We start from the raw sequence: 24,225 nt of genomic DNA, 5'->3' as shown, positions 1-24,225 counted from the left end.
TGACTTGCCCCACGCCTGCATTCCCATTGGACCAGCCGGAACCGTGGCGAGCGCAGCTGCCAGAATGATTGCCTGTTTGCGAATGCCATCCATGCGAGTCTCCCGTTACTTCCACCTCGACATTGCCATAGGCAGGCGTTTCTGGATATTCGGACAGATGCACTAATAGAGGCGTGGGAGCCCCAGCTCCTGTTCGAAGAGAAAATGCCCGTTGGCTGATCGCGATCCATGGAATGTAGTACGGTCCTGCAAAACGCCCTGTGGCTCCCCGCGGTCCGCACTATCGGCAGCACCCGTAGCAAGGGCCGCTTCGCGCCTCCATTGCGCGTGCCCCAAACGCTCCCCGAGCCGCGGCGCAATCCATTCAATCCCGAATTCCGCGATGCATTGGAAATGCCGCGGTTCGAAACCCGAGTTACTATGGTAGACGGATTGGGGTGCAACGACACGGGCGCGGAAGATGGTCGACGAACAGGGGAGCGGTAGCCGTCTCGGTCGCTGGCTCGGCGTCCTGGACGTGGACCGTCGCCCTACGGCGGAGCACGACGAAAACTGGCGCCTCAACTATCTCTTCTCCATCGCCACGGTGAGCTGGATCATTCATTTCTGTGTCACGATGCTCGCCGGCGTCGTGTTGCTCCAGGCCGGCCTCGGCGCCTGGGTTCCCGTGTGGATGGTTTCTATGGCGCTCCTGTCCCTGGCATTGGCGACCGTTGCACTCGCCTATCGCCATCGCAAGGAAGCGACATCGCCCGAGGTGTACGGCGCTGCTCATTCGGTGCTGACAGCCGCTATCGGACTCGTGTGGGGCATTGGCGCTGTCTTGTGCGCGATGTCAGCCTCAACCGAGATGCTAACCTTCTACACGCTTGTGCTGGGCGGAACGGCACTGGGCGCCGTCAGCTCGCAGCACATCCTAATGCGTAGTTGCCTGCTTTCGATCTGGACGTCGGTTCCGCTGCTGGCGCTCGCGTGGCTCGTCAACGGCGTCTCCTACGGGCCGCTGGCGACCGCGGGAATGATGGTGCTGTTTGGCGTGACCCTCACGGTTCTTGCCACCCGCATGAATGGTGCCGTCGAACAGAACGTCATGCTGGCCGATGCGCTGGCAGCGCGCAACGAGGTGCTTCTGCGCACCAGTGCCGGGCTTGCCGAAGCGCATGAGGAGAAATCGCGCTTCCTCGCGCAGGCAAGCCACGACCTGCGTCAACCCATCCATGCCATCGGGCTCTTCGTGGAGTATCTCCATGGCGTGCGTCTAGGGCGGGAGGGACGCGAGGTTCTGCACAACATCGATCGATCGCTGGAGTCTCTGACCCGATTGTGCCGTTCGCTTCTCGACCTTTCGGCACTCGATGTCGGGCGCGTCAAACCGGAGATCGGTCCGGTGTCGCTAGGCGAGCTGATGGGTGAGGTGATACGGCAGGCTAGTGAGCCCGCGCTGGCGCGGAATGTCACCATCCGATTTCGGCCCTCGCGATACTGGGCGCGCAGCGATCCGGCCCTGCTTCATACCATGGTGCAAAACCTCGTCTCCAACGCGATCAAGTATGCGCCCGGAGCGCAGCTTCTCGTGGGCGTGCGGCGGCGCAACGGTGCGCTTTCAATCGTCGTTGCAGATACTGGGCCCGGGATCGCCAGCGAGGATCAGCAACGGATATTCAAGGAGTTCGTCCAGATCAAAGCACCCGATACCGCAGAGGCGGACGGTCTTGGCCTTGGTCTGTCGATCGTGCACCGGCTCGCCGAAATGCTCGGTCTGCGGGTCACAGTCGCCTCGAAACTCACAGAGGGATCGACGTTCTGCATCGACGGACTTGGCGAAGCCCAGCCTGCATCACGTCCACGCCGGCAAAGTCCCGCGGGCCATGTGCACTTGCTGGCAGGGCTGCGGGTCCTTGTCGTCGACGACGACAGGGCCGTGCGCGACAGTACCGTCCAGTTGCTGACGCGATGGGGTTGCGCAGTGCGGGCGACGGATCGTGTGACTCTTGCGACCGATCCCGACGAGTTCGATTTCTTGCTGTTCGACCAGGAACTGGCCGATGGCGAAATCGGACTCTCCCATATCCGTAACATGAGGGCGCGTTCGTCGTGCTGGATACCGGCCGCCCTCATCACCGGTGGGCGTACCGATCACCTTGTCGAGCCGTGCAAAGCGGAAGAGGTCGCCATCCTTGCCAAGCCCGTCCGTCCCACGCAACTGCGGTCGGTTCTACTTTCGGGCGCAGCGGGCCGGACCAACCTCAATCAAACAACTCCCAGCTCGGAGGCCATGCCGGCAGCAGCCGTGCGACTCGTCACGCCGAGCGCACGTAGCAGCGCCGAAACATGAACTCGCACCGTAAAATGCGAAATGCCGAGGTCGCGGGCGATCTGCTTGTTAGACCGCCCAAGCGCCAGAAGGCGCAGGACTTCACGTTGGCGTGGCGACAGACGCGAGAGCCGGTCGGAGGGAACGAGATCGCTTTCACCCAGAGCCGCCTCTGTCTTCACCACCACATCGCCTGCAAGTAACGCAGCAATGCCTGAAGCCATCTCGCTCGATGAAACGCCCTTGGCAATAAACCCGTCGGCACCGGCCCGCATGACTTCCTCGACCATCGCCGCGTCATCGGTCATCGACACAACGAGCAGCGATGTCGTGGGATAGAGCCGGCGCAGCGCGTGGATACTGTCCGGCCCCTCGAAGCCAGGAAAGACGAGATCGAGCACGAGCATACCCGCCGGTTCTCCTTCTGCAGCGACGCGCAGCAATTCATCTGCTGTTCCAACCTCGCAGATCGCCGCATCCGGAACCGCTCTTTGCAGGATGCGGCGCATACCATCTCTAAAAATGGGATGGTCGTCAGCAATGATGATGCGCTCGCCCATGGATTGCGGTTCCTGCCCGTTCTTGTGACATTCCAACTTGGATCGGAATTGTAGCGGGACGGCTGGCAGATTGGCAGTAGCACGGACGTGCTATTCACGTGTCCCTACGTGTTTCCGGAGCCCGTCCGATAGCCAGGCACGGTCCAATGCCAGCAGGCATGGAGCGGACGGCCTTCTTGACCGAACCCAGCGCGCAATCATGCTGTGGCGGACGCTATCGGCACGTCCCTGTCGGCGTCGCCGCGCCGATAGTGCGTCTGTGCTAGTTGCTTCAGAGAGAGGCCGTTCATAGCTTTTGGCCCATGCCGGGAAGCCAAAAAGGAGAAACGGATGACCGCCGGAAAGAGAATAGCTGTTGCAGTCGCCGCGCTCGCCATGAGCGCCGGCGTCGCAGGATCCGCCCATGCGCAACAACAATATGGAGCGGAGATCGTGCTGACCGATCTTGGCCAAACAGGAACCATCACGATGTTTGATCGTCCGACGGCACATTTTACGGTTCCGGTTCGCCTGTGCGGCCGGAGCTTTTTCGTCAGCTCGAAGACGAACCACGCCCATTGGGTTAGGAAGACCCAGGAACGGAACGTCTATAGAGTGACCGGCCAAGGGAAGGTCATCTGCAGCACTTATTGACGGTGCGAGCTGATTATTCGGGCCAAGCCTCGAAGGATCGTTCGTGAATGCGCTGCATGCAGCAATTTCGGCCGCAGCTTAGAGTGATTGCCGTGCCGCCGACGATGTGGCACGGCTCTCACGAGACGCAGTTTCCGAAGGGTCGAGCAACGGCCGTTTAGAAGAAAACCGATGGGATCGAACAATCTGCTTCCGGCGAAGCATGCCGCCGGACCCATGTCTTACAGGTGGGCATCCGCATTCTGGTTCGCCGCTTTCGCTTGGCCGTGGGCGGGACTCCTCGGTGCGTATATCGGCCTGGGCGATCAATCCTGGTACACGATCTTCGTATTTGCGGCATCCGCCTTCGCAGGCGCCCTCGTCGGTCACCTAATCCTCGGAGGGTGCCGCGGCTTCACGCGTTGCGCCTTGTCCGGAGGCGCTGCGCCGTGGTTCGCGACACTTTTCGGTACTGTTATGACCGGCTGGGGGGCATGGGGGACTTCGGCGCTACACGAGTTCGCCACGATAGGCCCTCTCTTCACCCTGCCCGGCGTAGTTTATGGGGCGGTCTATTGGGTCATCCATGAAGCGATCCGGGACAAGCGGAGTGCCAACGTCTCATGAGGCGACTCGTATTTTCGACAGTGCTCTTGCTGGGACTGGTTCAAGGCGCCAACGCCGGCGAAACGATCTACGATCTTTATGCTGCGATCGGCGACACCGTCTTCTTTCCCCTCGCCGATACGCGGGATGGCCAGACGATAACGAACAGCGCCGGCCGGCCTTTGAAGACGCAAATCGACGAGCAGGGACGCTTCCTCGCCTATCTGGAAGAGGACGGCGGCTGGGCAGTCAATGCGTTCAAACTCTGGCCGCTTCCCGATGGCGGAGCCATCGCCGCTACGATGGTTGGCTCCTTCGAAGGGGAGGTGATGTTTGCCCACAGTTATGTCGAGTTTTACGCCCAGCGTCCGGGCGGAGCGTGGGAGGTCATCGATCCGCCGATGGAGCCGCTAGATGTCTCCTACTTCTTAGACAAGGCGCCGGTCTTTCGTTCGAGCGAGCTGAAGAAATCCTTTGAGGACACCACCTGGGGGCTGTTCTACGAACTGAGGCCGGACCGCGAGCATATCGTTGTTCATCTCACGGCGACCAACCGGAGCAAGTGCTGGCCCGAGACCATTTTCGGCGTTGCGATGGAACGCGATCGGGGCGACGCGGGCGGCGCGGATTTCTGCCGCGACGTCCATGCTCTGCTCATGAAAGAGGTAGTGCTGCAACTCGACGAGGCGCGGGGCCGCTTCGACATCGTGCCGCTGCCGCGCAAGCTGGCGCTGCCGAAGTCCAGGCGCTGCGATCTTTCAAGAGCCCGGGACTGCAACTCGGCTGATTAGGTCCTTCAAACTCTCCGGCGGATTAGGCCATCCCTTGGCGGCCTCCTGACGGGCAAACTCCAGGATCCCCGCCAGCTTTTCGGCCGAAAGCGGAAGATTTCCGGAGAGGTGCTCGACCCTGCGCTCGCCGCTGCCGTCGACAAAGGCGAATCCGAGTACGGGAACACCGCTGTCGCTCACACCGGGATCGCCGAAAACCCCGACGTAGAACTTCTCCACCCTATCCCAAGGCAGGAAGAGCTTTCTGCCGTTCGTCGTCGTCCGCCAGAATCCGTCGGGCTGAAGCTCCAATTGCCCGTTATGCCCGGTCAGGCCGCGCAGCGAATAGAAGCTGACGATAAGCGGGAAGGGCAGGACAATCACGTACCAAAGTGGGCCAAGGCCACCTTCCAGAAGCGACAGGCCGTAAAGCAAGCCGCCGGCAAACGCCCATACCACAGCGAGGAGGATTGCCTGCTCCAGCGGATTGGGCGACAGGGAAATCTTCCAGTCTCTTGGATCTTTAGAGCTGGTTGCTGTTTGCATCACTATCCCGTCCCGATGCTGCCAGGGCACAATTCCGCACAGAGGCCGGCCTTGCCTATCGACTTGGGCTTGGGGTGTCGATTCGGCGGCCGACGATGTTACCCGAATGATGCCACTATATTCCGTCTGCCGCGCAACTAAGGCGTCTGTGCTAATCGCCTTGCAGACTTGCACGCTCTATCATCGGGACCAGACCGAATCTGATGGGTGATATGAAATGAAAAGACTCTGTATCGGGGGCATGTCTTGCCTGTTGCTTTTTTCTCCGACGCCGGTCAGCGCCTTGGACGAAGCAACGGACGATCTAACGTCCATTTTCGAGTATGTGTGCCTCGACACCCTGCCCTTTTTTGACGGAGCAGAGCCGCGCTTGCGTCAGATGGGGTTCGAGTTGACGGCCTTTGGCGACAACGAATTCGAAGGCCGCCATGCCTCGCAGGGGCTGACTGCCAACCTCGCTGCGGGAAAGCGGGAGCACGCCAATCCCGGATGCACGATTCAGTCCAAGACTGCGGTCTACGATCGTGCCGAGGCTGTTGCGCTGGAGATGTTCAACAATGTTTTCGGCGGCAACGTTACGCAGTGGCGGTACAACGGAAAGCCCGCGGGCTGGAAGGCGGCGCTGAGTGAAGGGTCCGTCTATCTCAGCGTCACTGGCGAAGGCGTGGATGTTCCGTCCGGTGTGGGCATATCTCTTGAGCTGCGCAGCGAATAGCCACAGGTCACGGTCCCGCATCACGCGGGTGGCATACTCATAGAGTTGAGACCGGTTCGCCGGACATCGAAGACGAACAAGTTGGACAATGTCCGCTAGTGGCGGACCAGCGGGCAAGGACTTCGCAATGCCCCCCAAAAAACCAAATGCCCGCCATTCTGGAAACGGCGGGCATCAGATCTCGATCTGAACGGATCAAGCTTATTCGCAAATTCCTGGCGGCTCGACGCACTTATTATTGCAGCAATCAGAATTCGAGTTGCATGAATGACCAGAGTCCTTACATGCAGCCATCTGTATCCCATCAGGGATCTTCGACATCGGAACCGCATCTGCCTTCTTCAAAGCATCGAGGTCCAAGATCCGAGCCTGATTCGAGGCTGCGGCAAGCCGGATATCATCGGCACTGGCGGGTCCAACCGACAGTCCAACAGTCATCATTAGAACCGACAAAGTGATTGCAAGCTTTGGAGTCATAGTCTCTTCCCCACTTGGTTACCGAAACAAGATTGGCAGCATTGAGCAGCAGCTTCAACACAGATTCTGTAGAGCATCTAGAATCCTTCTAGGTCGAGTAACAGGCCGGATAGACAGGTGTCGGCGTAACGGGCGCCAGGATAGACCGACACGATGCGCACCGTAATCGTGGCGGCCTTTGCGGGCTGGCTTAGGGCGAGCCGCTGACTGCCTGGGTCGTCGCGGAGGGTGTATCTCTCCTTGCGGCCCGCCGCCTCGATCTCGACGACCTCTACCCGGCCATTATTCGAGAAGGTCGACGCGGATCTCTGATAGCCGTTACGGATGACGACGGCGTAGACGCTGACAGCGGGTGCCGTCTCGATCCGGATCGATTCACCTTCGCCGTTCCCCGCAACGCCCTCACACCAGGCCGCTCCCTCGGGACCCCAGAAGAGATTCTTCGGTCCATAGGTCTTTCCGCCCTGCTGGGGCAGAATCGAACTGGCGCAATAGCGCTGACTGTCGACGAACTGCGTAGGGCTGTTGTCCTCGTGGCAAACCTCATTCGAGGCGGCTCGCGCAATCTGTTTCGAAGTGGCAACCTGCGATGTGGAGATCTTGCAGTGCCCCTCAACCGGGATCGGTCCACCGCGAATGAAGTTGCCGTCCTCACCGTAGAGTTCGACGTTGCCTGTCGCCCTGCCGCTAACGGTGTCGATCCGGTAACTCGAAATGTTGACCAACTGTCCGGCATTGCGCACCTCGTGCCGGAATTCGATCTCTCGTCCAAGGTCCTTGGTCGCAAGACCGACCGCCACGTCGCCCGCGACAAAATGAGAGGCGGAGACGCCAGTCTGTCTGGCGATATCGTCATGCCGGATCGTTACCCATGTGAGCGGCGAAGCCCCCGGATCGAACCGGCAATCGTAGACCGACTCAGAGGCCTGCGCAGGCAACGGATGGAGGCTGACTGCTGTAGCGGCGGCTATTGCGCCAAGCTTGGCGAACATACGCACTGTCAGTGAACTCATCGAAAACCTCATTGCAGAGTCAGACACTCCATCTTCTACGGCCGTGAAAGGCAACGGCAGGTTGGGCTCGAAGCATCCCAAGGACGGTGAACCCAACCAGCGTTCAACCGGCGTCATAGTGCTGTCTCCAACGACCTCAAGCAACTAGTACAGATGGGCTATGGAGACAGTCTCATGTCGTGATTGCAGAGCGTCAGCGGGAGGAGCGAGTCGCGGGGGCGGGTCTGGCTCGCCGAACTGATGGCGCGCCGGCCAGTCAAGGTTGCCGCGATTGCCTTGGCCAACAAGATCGCCCGCATTGCCTGGGCGCTGATGCTCAGCGGCACGCGCTACAGGGAGCCGTCCACACATGGCACCAAGCCGACGTGGCCAGAATTTTGCTGAGTTCTGGTTGCGTCGGAACAAGACGTCACGGGACGCGTAGAGCAGGCTGGTCCTCTCAAATCGAGAGGAGATTGGTCACTGCAAACCATCAAAAATCGTGTTCGTCTGCCGTTTCGTGGGCTAACTGTTCAACTCCGCTAGCCGCCAATATCCGCGTCAAGTGGGATAGCCAGCATCGCTCGGAGCGCCGATGCTGGTTTCACAAGGTCGCTCAGGGTGTACTCATCCAAAACATCTAGGAACGCCCTCCGCGCGCGTTCCAAAGCCCGCCGCAGGACGCAGCCTGGCGAAATCGCACAACCCGCGTCGACAGGCTCGAGGCACATGACGATCGCAAAGTCGGGCTCGGTGTAGCGAACGACGTCGCCAAGTCCGATTTCTGTGCTGGCCTTTGCGAGCCGCAAACCCCCATGACGCCCGCGGACCGTTTCGATGTAACCGCCGACGCCCAGCTGATGGGTGACTTTCATAAGGTGGTTCTTCGACACGCCATAGCTGTCGGCAACCTCTTCGATGGTCGCCAAGCCATCGCCCTTGAGCGCCAAGTACATCAAGAGCCGTAACGCGTAGTCCGTGTAGACGGTCAGGCGCATGTGGTCTCCTTATCCAGTCCATAAAGATGCATTTAACGTATTGCTTTTAAGCATCGCTCGAGTAACATGCATACAAAATACATCTTTGAACGGATCTGGGTCAAATGGATAAGGCCGGAGGCATTGGCGGCGACGCTCGGAAACCCCGCGTAACAGCGGAGGAGGTTGCCCGCCTCGTGGACGGGTTCTACGCGAAGGTGCGCAGAGACCCTCAACTCGAATACGTCATCGACAGTGCGATCGTCGGCGATTGGGCCGGCCACCTGGCCAGAATGCGCGCCTTCTGGGCTGCCGCGATTTCGCCCCAAGGCGACACGTACGAGACGCTCGTCGGGGCGCATCTGCGCTTCGACGGCATGGATCGGAGGTTGCTAACGCGTTGGATCGCGCTCTTCGATGAGACCTGCAGTGAGCTGTTCGACGGGCCGTTGGCCGCAGCGTTCAGCATGAAGGCGACGCGTATCGCCGAGAGGCTGAGAGGAGCGCTCGCTCAGGAGCGTGGCGGATCTCTGCCGCGGAGTATGCCATGACCTATGTCGTCACGGACAACTGCATCAGGTGTAAATACATGGACTGCGTGGAGGTGTGCCCGGTCGATTGCTTCTACGAAGGCGAAAACATGCTCGTCATTCATCCTGACGAATGCATCGATTGTGGAGTCTGCGAGCCAGAGTGTCCTGCCGAAGCCATCTTCCCCGACACGGGCGCGAATCTCGAAAGCTGGCTCGATCTGAACGCGAAGTACGCGGAACTGTGGCCGAACATCGCCGTGAAGCGCGAGCCGCCCGTCGACGCCGCCGCCTTCGACGGCGTTCCCAATAAGCTCGAGCCGTTTTTTTCGCCTAACCCGGGTCTGGGCGACCATGCTGACCACGAGGCGATAGAACTGGAACTACGAACGAATCCTAATGAGCGTCGAGGGCATCCGTAAACAGCGCTCTCCCGCAGCGTCTTGTGGGAGCGTTGGAAGGGGAGGTTGCGGGCCAATGCGTCCACCCGCAATCTCCCTCCGAACGATAGATAGTATGAAGTGTGAAGAAGGAAGTGGTCGATGGCACAAACCGAAGCTCAACGTACCGCACATGACGATCGGCCGCATGGCTGGAGACGTTGGGCCTTCTCGACGAACCACAAAGACATCGGCACGATGTATCTAATCCTCGCGGTCGTCGGCGGTACGATTGGTGGCCTCATGTCGATGGCGATGCGCGCAGAGCTCATGTATCCAGGTCTGCAGATCTTCGTCAATCCGGACGCATTCAACGTCATTGTGACGGGCCATGGACTGATCATGATCTTCTTCGCCATCATGCCAGCGATGATCGGTGGCTTCGGCAACTGGATGGTTCCGTTGATGCTGGGCGCACCCGACATGGCGTTCCCGCGCATGAACAATATTTCGTTCTGGCTTCTCCCGGCCGCGTTCACGCTCCTGTTGGCATCGCTCTTCGTGCCCGGCGCACCCGGAACTGAAGGGGCGGGAACGGGGTGGACTGCGTACGCGCCACTATCCACGAAGGGAAGTCCAGGAATTGCGATGGACTTCGTAATCCTCTCGATTCACCTGGCGGGAATCTCCTCCATCCTCGGGGCGATCAACTTCATTACGACCATCTTCAACATGCGCGCACCAGGCATGACTTTCCACAAGATGCCGCTCTATGTCTGGTCAATCCTGGTGACGTCGTTCCTGCTATTGTTGTCGGTTCCGGTCTTGGCTGGCGGAATCACGATGCTTCTGACCGATCGCAATTTCGGCTCCGCCTTCTTCGACTCGTCCCATGGCGGCGATCCTCTGCTGTACCAACACCTGTTCTGGTTCTTCGGTCACCCGGAGGTCTACATCATGATCCTCGGTGGCTTCGGGATCGTCAGCCACGTCGTTTCGACGTTCTCACGGAAACCCATCTTCGGCTATCTCGGCATGGTCTATGCGTTGGTCGCCATTGGGACTGTCGGATTTGTCGTCTGGGCGCACCATATGTTCACATCCGGTCTAGGCCCAGACACGCAAGCCTATTTCGCCTTTGCTTCGATGGTCATCGCCGTGCCCACCGGCATCAAGATCTTCTCTTGGGTCGCGACCATGTGGGGTGGATCGATAACCTTGCGTACGCCGTTGCTCTGGGCCCTTGGTTTCATCTTCTTGTTTACGATCGGGGGTGTGACGGGCGTCGTGTTGGCCAATGCGGGTCTCGATCGTTCGCTTCACGACACCTATTATGTGGTCGCGCATTTCCACTACGTCTTGTCGGTCGGCGCTGTCTTCGCGATCTTTGCCGGCTGGTATTACTGGTGTCCCAAGATGACGGGGTACATGTATTCCGAAGCCCTGGGGAAGCTACACTTCTGGCTGATGTTCCTCGGCGCGAACATCGCGTTCTTCCCGATGCATTTCCTCGGCCTTGCCGGCATGCCCCGGCGCATCGCCGATTATCCGGACACGTTCGCCGGATGGAACTTCGTGGCGTCGATTGGCGCCTTCATGGCCTTCGCCGGCTTTCTCGTCTTCTTCGTGAGCGTCGCAAACACGTTCTGGGCACGCCGCCGAGCACCGGCCAATCCGTGGGGCGTCGGTGCCACGACCTTGGAATGGACCGTGCCGTCGCCGGCTCCGTTCCACACCTTCCAGACGCTGCCGCGTATCCGATAACGTTGGATCAAAAGGAGAGCGCATTGCGCGCCGCTCGACCGTTCACGATCAAGGTCAAACGAGCCTACGAATCGCCGGCGGAGAGCGATGGGCAGCGGATCCTTGTTGACCGGGTCTGGCCGCGCGGCCTCACCAAGGAGCAGCTCCACCTGCATCGCTGGGCGAAGGAACTGGCCCCAAGCGCGGCGCTGAGAAAATGGTTTGGCCACGATGCCGCGCGCTGGGATGCGTTCTGCGCGCGCTATCATCGCGAACTCGATGCGCGTCCGGAAGTAGTTGCAGAACTCGTGACCGCATGCCGCAAATGGCCGGTGACCTTGGTCTTCGGTGCAAGGGATGTCGATCACAATCAGGCTGTGGCGCTCGAACGGTATCTCCGATCCCGCGTGTAAGCTGGTTCCGAAGCATCACGCGTTCCCTGCCGGTCTACTGCTTATGCGTACTCGTGCTTTGACGAGAGCTTCCGTGATGAACGGTGCCCAACACCGTGGAGTGTTTGACACAATTTTCAGTCAGGGATTCAGGCCGCTTTTCTTCGGTGCAGGTCTCGGGGCAGCGATTGCCGTTGCGATCTGGCTCTCGATCCTTCGCGGAGACGCAACACTGACGACATCCTTCGCGCCGACCCGCTGACATGCGCATGAGATGTTGTTCGGCGCTGCCGCCGCAGCCCTAGGTGGCTTCGTGTTGACTGCTATACCGAACTGGACAGGACGCACGCCAGTGAGAGGTACGCCGCTCGTCGTTTTGGTTACAGCATGGTTGGTGGGCCGAATCGCCGTGGCGACATCGGCCATTGTCGGCAACCTGCAGGCTGTCGTCCTAGATCTCTCGTTTTGGGCGATCCTTTTTGCGCTGGTCGTACGCGAGATCGTCGCAGCCAGAATTTGGCGGCACGCGCCGGCCATCCGCCCAGCCCTCGCGACGTCATGACGGAGCGCATTTGCTTCGTCGTGCGAAATGAAAATCCGTCGCGCGCAATGTCCCGCGCGATCGCTAAGAGTGACTCCGCTGACGATGGGCACTTAGCCACCGCGTCCTGGCTAGCCGCACCGGCGTGCGAACCCTTATTGCCCATGTCGCGCACTTCTACCTGACCCCGACCTGAGGCGCACTCTCATACATCGGCCTGCCCCATATCACCAAGCCAAAGCCTATTCACCCTCTTGCGGAGACCGTGAGCGTCCGTGGCTCAGAATGGGCACGCGCAGCCTGGAGGATCCGGTGCCGACCGACACTCGATGAAACCGGATTCGGCCTGCCGTATTCCGCCCCTCTTCCCAATCCCGGTCCGTCCAATAGGTGCCTTCGAGCACCGCAGGCCGGTGCCCTGGTGGGATGGTCAGGCATGCCGTACCGAGATGTCTTCGGCAAACAGCCGTGGTGTCCAAAACAAGGCTGTCAAACACGTAGAATAGGACGGGCCGGTTCGATGTCTTGTCCTGCCGAAGTGTGCAGACGACCGCCTCGGAGCATTTGCGCCCCTTTCGCGACATCAGCTGCATGCGCACGCCCGAGACGCATGTGTCGATTCGAGCTGTTCCGATCTTACTGTAGAGGCGGGCTTCCGCGTCGGCGGATGATCGCCGCGCCCGGACCGCATTGGAGCGCACCTCGACGAGGTAGTCTCCGTCGATGTCCAGAGCGAGCTGCCACAGCCCGAGAAGGCGACCAAGGATCGGAAGCCGCACCCTTCCGGCGACGAGTGACAGTGCCGCGCAAACAGCAAGAACCTTGAGCGTCGTGCCGAGTTCGGGCTGCAGTTCCGCAAAGAGCAGCACGATGGCCAGCGCGACGACAAGAGACGTGGTGACTGCGCGCGCCGCACTGGAGAGGCGCTGGCGCCAGGTCAGTTCAAATCGCGCGCGGAATTGCCGAGGCCGTACCACGCTGCTCCTCCCGGGCCGGTGTTAGAGAGCCGCCACCCTCTCCCGCGCCACGTCAAACGCCTGTTCCAGATCCGCAAGAAGATCATCTGCCGCTTCGAGACCGATCGAAAGCCGGAGAAGTCTGTCAGTGATTCCCGCCGCGGCCCTTGCAGTTTCGCCCATCCCTACATGCGTCATGGTCGCCGGATGGGCGACGAGACTCTCTATCCCACCGAGAGATTCGGCCAATGTGAAAACGCTCAGAGATTCCACGAAGCGGCGCACGGCTCCCACGCCACCATCGAGTTCGAAACTCAGCATGGCGCCGAACCCGGCTTGTTGGCGGCCAGCAATGGCATGGCCCGGATGCGACGGAAGACCGGGATAGTGCACCGCTGCAACTTGAGGATGGGCGTCCAAGAACCGCGCGATACGTTCCGCATTCTCCTGCTGCCGCTCCATCCGTGGAAAAAGCGTCCGCAATCCGCGAAGGGTCAGATAGGAATCGAAAGGCGCGCCCGTGATGCCGGTAATGTTGGCCCAAGTCGCGAATGTCTCCACATCCGCGGCATCCGCGGCAACGATGGCGCCGCCCACGACATCGGAATGACCGTTGAGGTATTTTGTCGTGGAATGAATCACGAAGTCCGCGCCGAGCGAGATGGGCCGCTGAAGCGCAGGCGACAGGAATGTGTTGTCGACAGCGGTCTTCGCTCCGAACGACTTGGCACGTTCTGCGATCTGCGCGATGTCGACGACACGCATCAGCGGATTGCTAGGCGTTTCGATCAAGACCAGCGCGGGATACTGCTCGAAGGCCGCTTCCAACGCGGCGTCGTCTCCTTGGTCGACAAACACGACCGAGAAATGGCCCCGGTCCCGCCGCGCGGCCAGAAGCCGATAGGTTCCGCCGTAGCAATCATGCGGGGCAACGATGAGCGTGTCGGGCTCCAGTGTGGACAGGAGCAAGTCGACGGCCGACATGCCCGACGACGTTACGACTGCTCCCGCGCCGCCCTCAAGTCGCGCGATCGTATCCGCAAGAAGTGCGCGGCTAGGATTGGCGGTACGCGAGTAGTCGTAGGGGCCGCTCTGCGCAAACCCCGGAAACACGAACGTGCTCGACAGATAGATCGGGGGCGTGACTGCCCCAAAGGATTCGTCCAACGCGATTCCGTTACCGGCAGCAATCGTTTCAGGATTCAGACTCTTCGACATGTGTCACCGTCCATATTGTCAGTCGGGCAAATCCACCATGCGCAAATAGGGCTTTAGTTCGCGCCAGCCTTGCGGGAAGTGTTCCTTGGCCTGCTGGTTCGTAAGTGCCGGCGAGATGATGACGGGTTCGCCCGGTTGCCAGTTGACGGGCGTCGCGACTTTGGCCCTGTCGCCGGTCTGCACGCTGTCGATAGCGCGCACGATCTCAGCGAAGTTTCGGCCCGCAGCCGGGGGATAGATCAGGATCAGACGGATGCGCTTCGTGGGATCGATCAGGAAGACGGCTCTGACCGTGACCGTCGGATCAGAATCCGGATGGATCATGTCGTAGAGGGTCGCCACGCGCTTGTCGGCGTCCGCGAGCAACGGAAAATTGAGGGCATGCCCCTGGGTCTCGGCGATATCCTTCGCCCATTCGGCGTGGCTCTCCAGCGGATCGACTGAGAGCCCGAGCGTCTTGACGTTGCGCTTCTCCCATTCCGGCTTCAGCCGTGCGACTTCGGCCAACTCCGTGGTGCAGACCGGCGTGAAGTTTTTGGGATGGCTGAAAAGCAGGCCCCACGACTTGCCCAACCACGCATGGAAGTGGATCAGACCTTCAGTGCTTTCCTGCTCGAAGTCCGGCGCAATCTGGCCGAGTTGCAGAGACATCAACGTGCTCCTTTAGACTTTTTCTTGGACCGCGCTTGCGGACTGTTGTCTTGGGTGGGGCCGAGGTATCCGGCGCGGAGGGCAAAATCGCCGAGATGCTCGCCCCGCTTCCGGTCGCGCGCGAAGTCCGCGAGGACACCGCCGAGCTTGTCGAGGATCGCCGCCTCACCGACATTCTCGAGGACCAGCTGGTTCAGCCTCTGACCGTGAAAGCCACCGCCGAGATAGAGATTGTATTTCCCGGGCGCACGCCCCGTGAGACCGATGTCGCAGATATACGGCCGGGCGCATCCGTTCGGGCATCCGGTCATGCGCATTGTGATCGGCTCGTCGTAGAGGCTATGGCGTTTCAGCATCTCCTCGATCTTGGTGATGAGGCTGGGCAGGTAGCGCTCGGACTCCGCCATGGCGAGGCCGCAAGTGGGCAAGGCCACACAGGCCATCGCGTTCAGCCTCAGACCGCTTCCTCGATTGAGTTCGGAAAGACCGTGGACGCCGAGCAGGCCTTCGATTTGGCTTCGCTCCTGCTCGGTGAGGTTGGAGATCATGAGGTTCTGGTTGGGCGTGACGCGAAACTCGCCCGCGTTCATATGCGCGATAGCCTGTATCCCATCGAGCAACCGGCGCTCGGGACCATTCCGTATCCGACCATTCTCGATGAATAGGGTGAAATGCTGGAGGCCGTCCTCGCCCTGTTGCCAGCCGAGCGTGTCGCCGTTCGAGGCGAAGTCGAACGCTTTCGCGGGCGCCAATTCGAATCCGAGCCGCACTTCGATCTCGGCCTTGACCCATTCAAGGCCCTTGTCGTCGATCGTATATTTGAACCGGGCGCGGGCGCGGTCCGCTCGATCTCCGTAATCGCGCTGGACTTCCATGACGGCGTCGATCGTGGCCAGCAGATCGTCTACCGATACGAATCCGATTACGTCCGCCAGGCGCGGGTATGAGTTCGGGTTGCGGTCGATGCGCCCCATGCCTCCGCCGATCGCGATGTTGAATCCGATGAGCTTCGTCCGCTCGATGATGGCGATGAAGCCGAGGTCCTGCGCGTAGACGTCGATGTCGTTGATGGGCGGGACCACAAATCCGATCTTGAATTTGCGGGGCATGTAGGTACGGCCGTAGAGGGGCTCTTCTGGTCCCGCGACAGCCACGCGCTCCTCCTCGTACCAGATCTCCTTGTACGCGCCGGTCTTCGGCACAGCATGATCGCTCGCGCGCTTCGCGAGCGCATAGACCTCAGCGTGCAGCGAGGACAGATGCGGATTGACCGAGCACATAACGCCGCGGCAATCGTCTCCGCATGCGGCCTTGGTATCGAGGAGGACGTCGCGCAAGCCTTGAAGAGTTGCGCGAAGGTTGTGCTTCAGCACACCGTGAAACTGAAAGGTCTGCCGTGTCGTAAGGCGGAGACTCCCGCCTCCGTAGTCGCGGGCCAGCGTATCGAGCTTGAGCCATTGTGATGGGCTGCACACGCCACCCGGCAATCGCACACGGGCCATGAAGCCATAGGCGGGCTCCAACTTCTGCCTGCGTCTTTCATCTCTCACGTCCCGATCGTCCTGGAGATAGAGCCCATGAAACTTCATGAGCTTCTGATCGTCCGGAGAGACGGCGCGGGTGATGGGGTCAGCCAGGCCGTCGACGATGCCGCCGCGCAGCTGATCGCTGTTCGCCTTCAGCGTCTCGTCGGGATGGAGCCTGTCCAAGGACTGCGAGACATCGCGACTCCGGTCGGTCGCCGGCGCGGCAGGACTTTCAATAGACATCGACTTGATACCGGCCTGTGGACTGCATCGTGCCGAGATATTCGGCCGCGGATACGTCGCTGAGCTTACCTTCCTGCTTCAAGGCATCGATCAGCGTCGCGTGGATGGCTGGTGCGAGTTCGCGCCCGCCGCAAACGTATAGCGAGGCGCCCTCCTCCAGCCATGCGTAGATGTCCTTCGCGTTTTCCTTCAGGCGATGCTGGACATAGGACTTCGTGCGCCCGTCGCGCGAAAAGGCCACCTGCATCCGCGTGAGCATTCCGTCCTTCAGCCATTGCTGCCATTCGGTCTGATAGAGGAAGTCCGTATGGAAGTTGCGGTCGCCGAACACCAGCCACGACCGGCCGGACGCGCCGCGCGCCTCGCGTTCCTGCAGGAATGCGCGATAGGGAGCCACGCCCGTCCCCGCTCCGATCATGAGGATTGGAACGTCGTCGGCCGGCAGACGAAACCGTGGATTTGGCTGGATGTAGACTGGTACCGTGCCTGTCGGAGCAACCCGGTCTGCAAGGTAGCCCGTAGCAACGCCGGAACGCGGCTCTCCATTGAGCTCGAATCGAACGGCTCCAACGGTGAGGTGAACCTCATCAGGTACAAGAGATAAAGAAGACGCAACTGAGTAAAGCCGGGGCCGCATATTGCGCAGCCCCGCAATAAAAGCACTCGGACGAACGCCAGGCATCGGATAACGACGAACAACATCGATGATATGGTTGTGGAACAGAAACTCGCTTCTAGCGTCCGCCTGTTCCTTGCCGCGTAGCGCGACAAGATCGTCGGCCCCGGTCAACTCTGCCCATTGGTTGATGAAGCGCGTGGATCCAACGGTGATTTCATACTCATCGGTCAGCGCCTGGCCCAGACCGACCGTTCTATCCCCAATAGACACTTCCTCATCCGAGGACAGACCGAGCGCATCCAGAAGTGCGCTCACCAGACTTGGGTCGTTCGACGGAATGACCCCCAGGGCGTCGCCGGGTTCAAACTTGAGACCGGATCCTTCTATCGACACTTCGATGTGACGGGTCTCTTTGGTCGACCCGCGGCCGCTCAGAACGATGTTGTCGATGACGCTTGCTCGGAAGGGGTGACGTTGGTCAACGATGCGCTTCGTGATCTTGGGTTGCAGCGCAATATCCGGCGCGTGGTGACCTGTTGACGTTCTGTCAAGTGACCTTTTGAGTTCCTGTGTAACAGCCCCTATCCATTCGGAAGCTGAGTCTTCGTAATCGACGTCGCAGTCGACGCGCTCGACCAGGCGTATCGCACCGAGCTCGGTCAACCTTCTGTCGAGCCGTTTGCCGGCCTCGCAGTATTGATCGTACGTGGAGTCACCTAGCGCCAGCACGGCGTATCGCAGGTCATCCAAATGCGGTGCTCTTGCGCTCTCAAGGAACTCGAAGAAGTCCATGGCTGTCGCAGGAGGCTCCCCCTCCCCGTGCGTGCTTGTGATTATTAACAGATCACTCTCGCTTCTCAGCTGTCGGGGCTTGTAGTCCGCCATATCCGCTACGACTGCTTCGAGACCTTCACTGCCGACCGACTCTTGTAACGCCGATGCCACGTCTGCGCTGTTGCCAGTCTCGCTCCCGAACAGGATTGTGATAGTTCGCGTCTCAAGACTTCCGGTGGCCAGTTCGTGGACACGCCCATCGTGCGGACGCACATCGGTCGTTGGCAAAAGCTCTCTCTTTCGATGATCAAGACCGGCGAAATATCCACTAAGCCACAGTGCCTGCTCGGTACTCAGTGTCCCGGCAAGTTCACTTATGTGCCGCCATTGCTCCTCTGTGAGGCCTGGGCCATGAAAATCGAAAACGGTCATCTCGTCTGTCTAAAGTCGGTTCGCAAGCGGATGCGACTGCGGGCCACTCGTGTGCCGCGCCGGGAATGTCTTGCGCAGCTTGGCGCCAGCAATTAGCCTCCGGCAAGCGAATTTAATTCGTACTTCAAAGCAAAAATATTGCTTTTTGTGCAGAGGTCATCCTGGCTGCACTTACCGATTGAATTCGCGGACCCGACATTCCGTAACGATGAAGTCCATAGGAATGTCGTGTGACTGAGGGTGGATGGTCTCAAGGCGGGATTGCTCGTACCCCACGCCGACAATGCGCGGCCTGTTTGGGGCCGCAGCGAGGGTGCGATCGAAATAGCCGCCACCGTAGCCAAGCCGGTAGCCTGCGTTATCGAACCCGACAAGCGGCACGACGACGATATCGGGGTTAACCTCGATACATTTTTCTGGATGAGGAATGTTCCAAATGCCGCGTTCCATCGGAGCGCCAGGCCACCAAAGTCGAAACTGTAAAGGCGCGTGCTTTTTGGCGATCACCGGAAGAGCGACGTGACCGCATCTCAGCCTAACGGAACTCAGCCATGGTCGGAGGTCCGGCTCGCCGTTGCAAGGCCAATAGCCGCTCACGAGCAGTTTCGCGAGATTGGGGAAAAACTGATTGAGCTTCTCGGTTATCTGCCGCGCATAGAGGTCCCGAACAGCTAGGCTAACATCCAGCCGCTCGCCAATCAGCCGGTCGCGGTGAATCCTCCGCCAACGCTGTAGGTCCTCCGGCGCATGAGCCGGAACAACATTGTCTCCGATCACATCTGAGTAGCACGGGGACGAGGACAGTCGGCTGTGGAACATCATTTTGAACCGGTCGGCACCGGCCTCCCATTGTCGAACCACTTAATGACAATACTTTTTTCCGCAATACAAACGAATATAATCGGTGCTTTGCTGCAGAAATTTTGCTCAATAGGAGTTCCCTTCGACAATGGACATCGAACTGGCGAGAACGTTCCTTACGATTGTGAGGACTCAAAGCTTCATCCGCGCCGCCGAGCAGCTTAACGTCAGCCAGACAACAGTCAGCGCTCGCATCCGCTCACTCGAAGAGAAGCTCGGGAGGACACTCTTCGTCCGCAATAAGAGCGGAGCCTCACTCACGCCCGCCGGCGAGCAGTTTCTGCGTTATGCGCCCACCTTCGTTCAACTGTGGGAGCGTGCTCGTCATCAGGTCGCGGTTCCGCCGGGACACCGCGCCGTACTCGCCGTTGGCGGAGAGTTGATCTTGTGGCACCCATGGATGCTGGAGTGGCTGCACTGGATGCGCAAAACGGCACCGGAAATTGCGCTTCGCGTACAGGTGGGTCTGCCGGAGTCGCTAATGGAACAGGTCACCAATGGCGTACTCGATCTCGCCATCTTGTACGCACCGCAAAACCGACCGGGTGTTCGTGTCGAACTCCTCCTGGAAGAAAAACTCGTTCTCGTAACGACAGATCCAGACATGACGGCTTTTCCGCCCGAGAACTATGTCTATGTCGACTGGGGCGCAGAGTTCGCGAGCCACCATGCCATGGCCTTCCCTGAAATCGGCAATCCCGGGCTGGTCATCGGAGGCGTCGGTCTTCTTGGGTTGAACTACATTCTCGAGGGAGGAGGCTGCGGATATTTCCGCCAGCGGCTTGTGACGCCGCATCTCGAATCCGGAAAGCTCCACCTTGTTCCCGGAGCGCCCAGCATCTCCTATCCAGTCTACGCTGTCTGTTCGGCGCAAACCGAGGGCGAACTGCTGCAGATCGCCCTTCAAGGACTGAGGAGTGTCGTCGCGGGCTAGCGGCTCTCGGCGGGCCGGGCCCAGTTGTGGCGCCAAGCCAACACTTCACTTACTTCAACTGGCGATTCGGTGCCCGCAGCATCGAAAGTGAAGTTCGATGACTAGGCCCGGGCGGCCTAAGACGTAGCGCTGCAGAGCGAGACCTTCGATCGGACCTAGAAGACTAACCACCACATCTTGGTGACAATCCGTTCCAGCACATGAGTGCCTACCAACCAGTGTCCCTCTCCGTTCAAACTAGTGACCACACTGCGATCGAGGCGACTCCGGGCACTATCGGGCTCGACCTGCGGCCCGTCCGCTGGCACCAAGATATTCCAGAACCCGCGCTCCATGCGTTTTGCGCCCTTCGTTCAATCAGGTGCTGTTGAGTTGACAAGCTGCCTTTTGAGTCTCTTGATCTCGGCAAACCGCTCAGAAACGTCACGGATGATAGCTGCCATACCAACAATCTTTCCCTCAGCACTCCGAAATGGGGTAATAGAGAACTCAATCGAAATACGCGCCCCGTCCTTCCTTATGGCAGGCACGGACAGCAATGCTCCCGCAGCGTAGCGCGTGACGCCGGTCCGCACTGTGTTTGAGTAGCCTTGCCGATGACGTGCCCGCAGGTTGGTGGGGATTATGATGTCGAGCGGCCGACCAACAGCTTCCCGCTCTGCGAAGCCGAACATGCGCTCGCAGCCACCGTTCCACAGCCGGATAACGCCATCTTGATCTGCATACAGAATGGCCTCGGATGTCTCCGAGAGTAACCTCTCTGCGATGTCCACTAGCTGAAAAATGACTAGTTCCCCTCAGTATTTGACAGCTCGCCCGTGCCCTTGTACGGCGCCGAGACGGAACGCACTCAACAGGCGTTGTCGGCCAATGCCGCAGCCATCAATCCGCTGCGCAGGACATGCATTGAGATCAACCTGGACTGACGGCAAGGTGCTGCCGGAGAGAATCTGCAAGACCGCTCGAACTGATCGTCAACTCGTCCAGCGTCCACTCATCGAGAACTCCCAGATACGCTCCCAGCGCATCACGCAGCGCAGTTTGTAGACGGCAAACCGGCGTGATGCAGCACGCGGTCTTCGTTCTGAAGCACTCCACAAGATCGAAGTCCTCCTCCGTCGCTCGAACAACCTCACCGATGGTGATTTTCTCGGGCGGCTGAGCCAGCCGAATACCGCCGTTACGTCCCCGTAGCGTCTCGATAAGACCCAGCCGCGCGAGCCGTTGAACGACCTTCATGATGTGATGGTGCGAGATATCGTACGCAGCTGCGATCTGCTCAGCCGTCGCCAGTCGGTCGGGAAACGCTGCCAGGTACATCAGCACACGCAGAGAATAGTCAGAATGTCGGGTAAGTCTCATTGGCCGCTCCATTCATAGGAAAAGTTCCTCGTCAGAATGCGAAGTCTGACCCTCCAGAACGTCCTTGAATGCTTAGCACTAAAATAAGTATGATAGATACCTATTATTACCGCAGAGCAACTGCGGGGCGATCGAGATGGGGAGGTATTCATGACACGCAAGGGCTACGCGTTCGCGCTCGGACTTGTGCTAGCAGCAGGCATGGCAAGCGCCGATGAAGAGCGAATTTCGTTTCCTAGGGACTACAAAACGCAGTTCGAGAACTATCTGAGTCTCGATCGGGTGCAGAACCCCGATCAAATCATTCGCCTGTTTGCGAACGATGTGGCGATTGAGGCCGCGAAACAAGGGCGTGAGCTCCCCGTTGGGTCGGTCATTGTGGGCGAGGTATATAAGGCCAAGAAGGACGATGACGGTAATGTCGTGACCAGCTCTCTCGGGCGCCGAGTGCGTGACAAGTTGGCCGCCGTTGCAGTGATGGAGAAAGGCGAGGGATGGGGCGAAAAATTTCCCGAGGAGCTGCAAAACGATGATTGGGACTTTGCGATATTCGCTTCCGATGGCGAACGTCTCAACAAAGATCTAAACACCTGCCGTTCATGCCATGCACCGCTGGCGAAGACCCAGCACCTCTTTTCGCTAGAGCATTTGGCTCAGTAGCGGCTGACGTGAATACGCAATGAGCGGTGTCGGTGGTGTTAGACAAGAGGCGGAACGGGCGGCCAAGACAAAATCGACTCCGCGGTCGGATGGTGGGAGACTAGTTGCAAATCCGACGGTACGTCAGCACCAAGACATCGCGGAAGGTCTTCATTGTCGGGTCCAGCGGCCTGATCGGGGTAACACCATGAAAGACACGACGGTCGTCCAGAAACACTGTGTCAAGCGGATTGGTCAAGGTAAACTCTCCCAATGGTTTGCCAGACGGATCGTAGATCTGCGTTACGCCGCTGGAGACGTTGATCCGGTCGATCAGCATGACGCTTACGAAATCGACACCGTCACGATGGGCCCCCTCCGGCGTTGGCGATCCTGTCTCGGTTGCAGTCGCCTCAATGCGAAACTGATGCATTTCGATATGCCAGCGGGAGCTCAAATCTTCCTGCCCGGCATATAAGTCAAAAAGCATGGTGCAGCAGCCAAGTAGTCTCCGTGCAAAGTGGTTCTCAACCGTGGCGGTTTCCATCGGCAGGAACCAGCGTTCTAAGCCGCCATTCACGGGGTTGTAGTCGCGACTTTGGTAGTGCGGCTGGTGGGTGGCGCGTTGGACAAACCCATCCTTGGCGGTGAATACGGCAAACCGCCGACGCCTATAGCGGCCACCGTCAGCCATGTATGAATCCATGCCGAGGTCATCCCAGCTTGCGGCGAATGCCGACCACGCATTCAGGATCTCGGTGCCCAATATCGAGCGCATCTCATTGCCGGTTCGGAATGAAACTCCGTCTCGCGCAAGTTCCTGCGCGATTATCTCCCTCTTTCCATTCGCGGCCGATGAGTGTTCTTCAGATATCGCTCCATCGGCTATCGCACTGCGTTCTGAACAATTGCGGTCAATCACGTTTCCAACCTCGACGGCTCCCACTTGAAGTCTCTATCCGCATCTCCGCTCTCGGGCTTTGCACGACAAGCCCGCTTAGTGATTGGCGGTGAACCCGTTGCGGCTGCTGACACTACTTACATTGAGGCAGCTCAATGTCTTCTCAAGCGCTTCAACCAGCTCCTCAGTACTCTCCGGAGAGAGATACAGACCGGCATTTTGTTCAGCCAAACACCGCGTCTGGACGATGCTTGCCTCTCCCGTCCAAGACAATCCCCTCACGCGCAAACTAATGACATGAACCGTCAGCTGCTCAGCATCAGCGTGGAGTGCCTTGCCCACGTCGCAGGGGGACCCACCGCACGTATCTTCCCCATCCGTTAGCACGACGATGACGCCGGGATTGTTGCGATAATCGAGCAGGTAAGCGGCTTCCTCGACGGCTCGCGTCAATGGTGTGCCACCAGCGGGCACCAGGCCCCTAACAATTGTCAAAATTTGTTCGTCGGCATCTGCGGTTGGCGCCAAGCTCGCCTCTATGTTGTTGCACTGGTTTGGCAGCCCCGAAGTCCGTGTTGGCCCGTAGGTCACTAGGCCCACGCGGCGGAAACGGGTGACATTCGGCAAGACTTTTTCGAGCGCAGACCTCACCCGATCTATGCGGCTAACCGTGTGAGCACTTTCGCTGCCGTATCCCCAGCCATTACCCGACATGGAACCAGAGGCATCGAACACAAGGACCACGTCCTCTGTACACGGAACATGGCGCTCGTCCTGTGCACACACTGTAGTCGTTTGGGACAGGATCGAAATCAGCATGACCAAGGCAAAGGCTGACACTGATCGGTAGAGTGAAGCAGCCCCGTTCCTCTGCAGGCCAGCTGCTTCATGATGCATACTGCTGATTCTCACCGAGTGGCACCTCTCAGTCGTACAACCTGTTGGCTAGCTCGT

General features: G+C 59.4%; 26 protein-coding genes and 1 pseudogene. 13 read left to right on the top strand and 14 right to left on the bottom strand.

Translation table 11 applies throughout. The features are described 5' to 3' along the window. The first annotated feature begins 460 nt into the window (after positions 1-460). Positions 461-2,335 (top strand): ATP-binding response regulator, encoded by a 1,875-nt coding sequence (locus GL4_RS05595; protein ID WP_052464156.1) that lies wholly within the window; start codon positions 461-463, stop codon positions 2,333-2,335. Here GL4_RS05595 and GL4_RS05590 read toward each other — a convergent pair. Continuing rightward, the gene (locus tag GL4_RS05590; protein WP_045365443.1) at positions 2,251-2,874 is read right to left on the bottom strand and encodes a LuxR C-terminal-related transcriptional regulator; all 624 of its coding nucleotides are present in this window, start codon (positions 2,872-2,874) and stop codon (positions 2,251-2,253) included. The two genes, GL4_RS05595 and GL4_RS05590, sit on opposite strands and share 85 nt — an antisense overlap. A gap of 330 nt (positions 2,875-3,204) precedes the next feature. Between GL4_RS05590 and GL4_RS05585 the strand changes: the two genes are divergently transcribed. From GL4_RS05585 to GL4_RS05575, 3 genes are all read left to right on the top strand, one after another. After that, entirely contained in the window at positions 3,205-3,507 is a 303-nt protein-coding gene (locus tag GL4_RS05585; protein WP_045365440.1) for a hypothetical protein, read from the top strand. Between the two features lie 171 nt (positions 3,508-3,678). Beyond that, positions 3,679-4,113 carry a hypothetical protein gene (locus tag GL4_RS05580; RefSeq protein ID WP_045365437.1) on the top strand — a complete coding sequence of 145 codons (435 nt, stop codon included), beginning with the start codon at positions 3,679-3,681 and terminating at the stop codon, positions 4,111-4,113. Next, positions 4,110-4,883, top strand: coding sequence for a hypothetical protein (locus tag GL4_RS05575; protein ID WP_156137405.1), 774 nt, complete (start codon positions 4,110-4,112; stop codon positions 4,881-4,883). Before GL4_RS05580 ends, GL4_RS05575 begins: the two co-directional genes overlap by 4 nt. On the opposite strand, the gene GL4_RS05570 is transcribed toward GL4_RS05575, so the two are convergent. Next, complete coding sequence (locus GL4_RS05570; RefSeq protein ID WP_159079779.1) at positions 4,851-5,438, bottom strand: hypothetical protein; 588 nt, start codon at positions 5,436-5,438, stop codon at positions 4,851-4,853. The two genes, GL4_RS05575 and GL4_RS05570, sit on opposite strands and share 33 nt — an antisense overlap. 187 nt (positions 5,439-5,625) lie before the next feature. Here GL4_RS05570 and GL4_RS05565 point away from each other — a divergent pair, with 187 nt between their 5' ends. Continuing rightward, positions 5,626-6,123, top strand: a complete 498-nt coding sequence (locus GL4_RS05565) for a hypothetical protein (RefSeq protein ID WP_156137404.1) — start codon at positions 5,626-5,628, stop codon at positions 6,121-6,123. Between the two features lie 554 nt (positions 6,124-6,677). Here GL4_RS05565 and GL4_RS05560 read toward each other — a convergent pair. Continuing rightward, entirely contained in the window at positions 6,678-7,613 is a 936-nt protein-coding gene (locus GL4_RS05560; protein ID WP_156137403.1) for an NADase-type glycan-binding domain-containing protein, read from the bottom strand. 240 nt (positions 7,614-7,853) lie between these two features. On the opposite strand from GL4_RS05560, the gene GL4_RS17875 reads away from it, so the two are divergent. Continuing rightward, positions 7,854-7,997, top strand: a complete 144-nt coding sequence (locus tag GL4_RS17875) for a hypothetical protein (RefSeq protein WP_208430908.1) — start codon at positions 7,854-7,856, stop codon at positions 7,995-7,997. Positions 7,998-8,134: 137 nt separating this feature from the next. On the opposite strand, the gene GL4_RS05550 is transcribed toward GL4_RS17875, so the two are convergent. Further along, complete coding sequence (locus tag GL4_RS05550) at positions 8,135-8,590, bottom strand: Rrf2 family transcriptional regulator (protein ID WP_045365420.1); 456 nt, start codon at positions 8,588-8,590, stop codon at positions 8,135-8,137. Positions 8,591-8,694: 104 nt separating this feature from the next. Here GL4_RS05550 and GL4_RS05545 point away from each other — a divergent pair, with 104 nt between their 5' ends. The 5 genes and pseudogenes from GL4_RS05545 to GL4_RS18200 all read left to right on the top strand — a co-directional run bounded on the left by GL4_RS05545 (position 8,695) and on the right by GL4_RS18200 (position 12,176). Continuing rightward, positions 8,695-9,120 (top strand): group III truncated hemoglobin, encoded by a 426-nt coding sequence (locus GL4_RS05545; RefSeq protein WP_045365417.1) that lies wholly within the window; start codon positions 8,695-8,697, stop codon positions 9,118-9,120. Beyond that, a pseudogene (gene fdxA, locus GL4_RS05540) lies at positions 9,117-9,452 on the top strand (ferredoxin FdxA); the annotation flags it as partial. The gene GL4_RS05545 and the pseudogene fdxA, both read left to right, overlap by 4 nt. 189 nt (positions 9,453-9,641) lie before the next feature. Continuing rightward, complete coding sequence (gene ctaD / locus GL4_RS05535; protein ID WP_045365414.1) at positions 9,642-11,243, top strand: cytochrome c oxidase subunit I; 1,602 nt, start codon at positions 9,642-9,644, stop codon at positions 11,241-11,243. 23 nt (positions 11,244-11,266) lie between these two features. Then, positions 11,267-11,635, top strand: a complete 369-nt coding sequence (locus GL4_RS05530; protein WP_045369558.1) for a DUF488 domain-containing protein — start codon at positions 11,267-11,269, stop codon at positions 11,633-11,635. 253 nt (positions 11,636-11,888) lie between these two features. Beyond that, positions 11,889-12,176, top strand: coding sequence for an NnrS family protein (locus GL4_RS18200; RefSeq protein ID WP_082025494.1), 288 nt, complete (start codon positions 11,889-11,891; stop codon positions 12,174-12,176). Positions 12,177-12,397: 221 nt separating this feature from the next. On the opposite strand, the gene GL4_RS05525 is transcribed toward GL4_RS18200, so the two are convergent. The 6 genes from GL4_RS05525 to GL4_RS05500 all read right to left on the bottom strand — a co-directional run bounded on the left by GL4_RS05525 (position 12,398) and on the right by GL4_RS05500 (position 19,351). Then, positions 12,398-13,132 (bottom strand): hypothetical protein, encoded by a 735-nt coding sequence (locus GL4_RS05525; RefSeq protein ID WP_045365411.1) that lies wholly within the window; start codon positions 13,130-13,132, stop codon positions 12,398-12,400. Between the two features lie 21 nt (positions 13,133-13,153). Continuing rightward, on the bottom strand, positions 13,154-14,329 hold the full coding sequence (gene metB, locus GL4_RS05520; RefSeq protein ID WP_045365408.1) for a cystathionine gamma-synthase: 1,176 nt from the start codon (positions 14,327-14,329) through the stop codon (positions 13,154-13,156). Between the two features lie 18 nt (positions 14,330-14,347). Then, positions 14,348-14,980 carry a peroxiredoxin gene (locus tag GL4_RS05515; RefSeq protein ID WP_045365407.1) on the bottom strand — a complete coding sequence of 211 codons (633 nt, stop codon included), beginning with the start codon at positions 14,978-14,980 and terminating at the stop codon, positions 14,348-14,350. Then, positions 14,980-16,749 carry an NADPH-dependent assimilatory sulfite reductase hemoprotein subunit gene (locus GL4_RS05510; RefSeq protein WP_045365404.1) on the bottom strand — a complete coding sequence of 590 codons (1,770 nt, stop codon included), beginning with the start codon at positions 16,747-16,749 and terminating at the stop codon, positions 14,980-14,982. Before GL4_RS05510 ends, GL4_RS05515 begins: the two co-directional genes overlap by 1 nt. Continuing rightward, on the bottom strand, positions 16,739-18,574 hold the full coding sequence (locus GL4_RS05505) for an assimilatory sulfite reductase (NADPH) flavoprotein subunit (RefSeq protein WP_045365403.1): 1,836 nt from the start codon (positions 18,572-18,574) through the stop codon (positions 16,739-16,741). Before GL4_RS05505 ends, GL4_RS05510 begins: the two co-directional genes overlap by 11 nt. Positions 18,575-18,745: 171 nt before the next feature. After that, complete coding sequence (locus GL4_RS05500) at positions 18,746-19,351, bottom strand: 5-formyltetrahydrofolate cyclo-ligase (protein WP_045365400.1); 606 nt, start codon at positions 19,349-19,351, stop codon at positions 18,746-18,748. Between the two features lie 172 nt (positions 19,352-19,523). On the opposite strand from GL4_RS05500, the gene GL4_RS05495 reads away from it, so the two are divergent. Then, positions 19,524-20,369 carry a LysR family transcriptional regulator gene (locus tag GL4_RS05495; protein ID WP_045365397.1) on the top strand — a complete coding sequence of 282 codons (846 nt, stop codon included), beginning with the start codon at positions 19,524-19,526 and terminating at the stop codon, positions 20,367-20,369. A 353-nt stretch (positions 20,370-20,722) separates the two neighbouring features. Here GL4_RS05495 and GL4_RS05485 read toward each other — a convergent pair whose 3' ends face one another. Continuing rightward, entirely contained in the window at positions 20,723-21,142 is a 420-nt protein-coding gene (locus GL4_RS05485) for a PAS domain-containing protein (RefSeq protein WP_244462688.1), read from the bottom strand. A 139-nt stretch (positions 21,143-21,281) separates the two neighbouring features. After that, positions 21,282-21,731, bottom strand: coding sequence for an RrF2 family transcriptional regulator (locus GL4_RS05480; protein ID WP_045365387.1), 450 nt, complete (start codon positions 21,729-21,731; stop codon positions 21,282-21,284). A gap of 150 nt (positions 21,732-21,881) precedes the next feature. Here GL4_RS05480 and GL4_RS05475 point away from each other — a divergent pair, with 150 nt between their 5' ends. Continuing rightward, entirely contained in the window at positions 21,882-22,391 is a 510-nt protein-coding gene (locus GL4_RS05475) for a cytochrome P460 family protein (RefSeq protein ID WP_052464155.1), read from the top strand. Between the two features lie 100 nt (positions 22,392-22,491). On the opposite strand, the gene GL4_RS05470 is transcribed toward GL4_RS05475, so the two are convergent. Further along, positions 22,492-23,316: a 2OG-Fe dioxygenase family protein gene (locus GL4_RS05470; protein WP_244462687.1), complete on the bottom strand. Its 825-nt coding sequence runs from the start codon at positions 23,314-23,316 to the stop codon at positions 22,492-22,494. A 51-nt stretch (positions 23,317-23,367) separates the two neighbouring features. After that, a complete protein-coding gene (locus GL4_RS05465; RefSeq protein WP_208430897.1) occupies positions 23,368-24,090 on the bottom strand; it encodes a vWA domain-containing protein in 723 nt (240 codons plus the stop codon). Positions 24,091-24,225 lie beyond the last annotated feature (135 nt).

The organism is Methyloceanibacter caenitepidi (assembly GCF_000828475.1).
In the GTDB taxonomy this organism is placed as follows: domain Bacteria; phylum Pseudomonadota; class Alphaproteobacteria; order Rhizobiales; family Methyloligellaceae; genus Methyloceanibacter; species Methyloceanibacter caenitepidi.
Note: the sequence above shows the minus strand (reverse complement) of the source record. Positions and strands in the feature narration are given on the sequence as shown.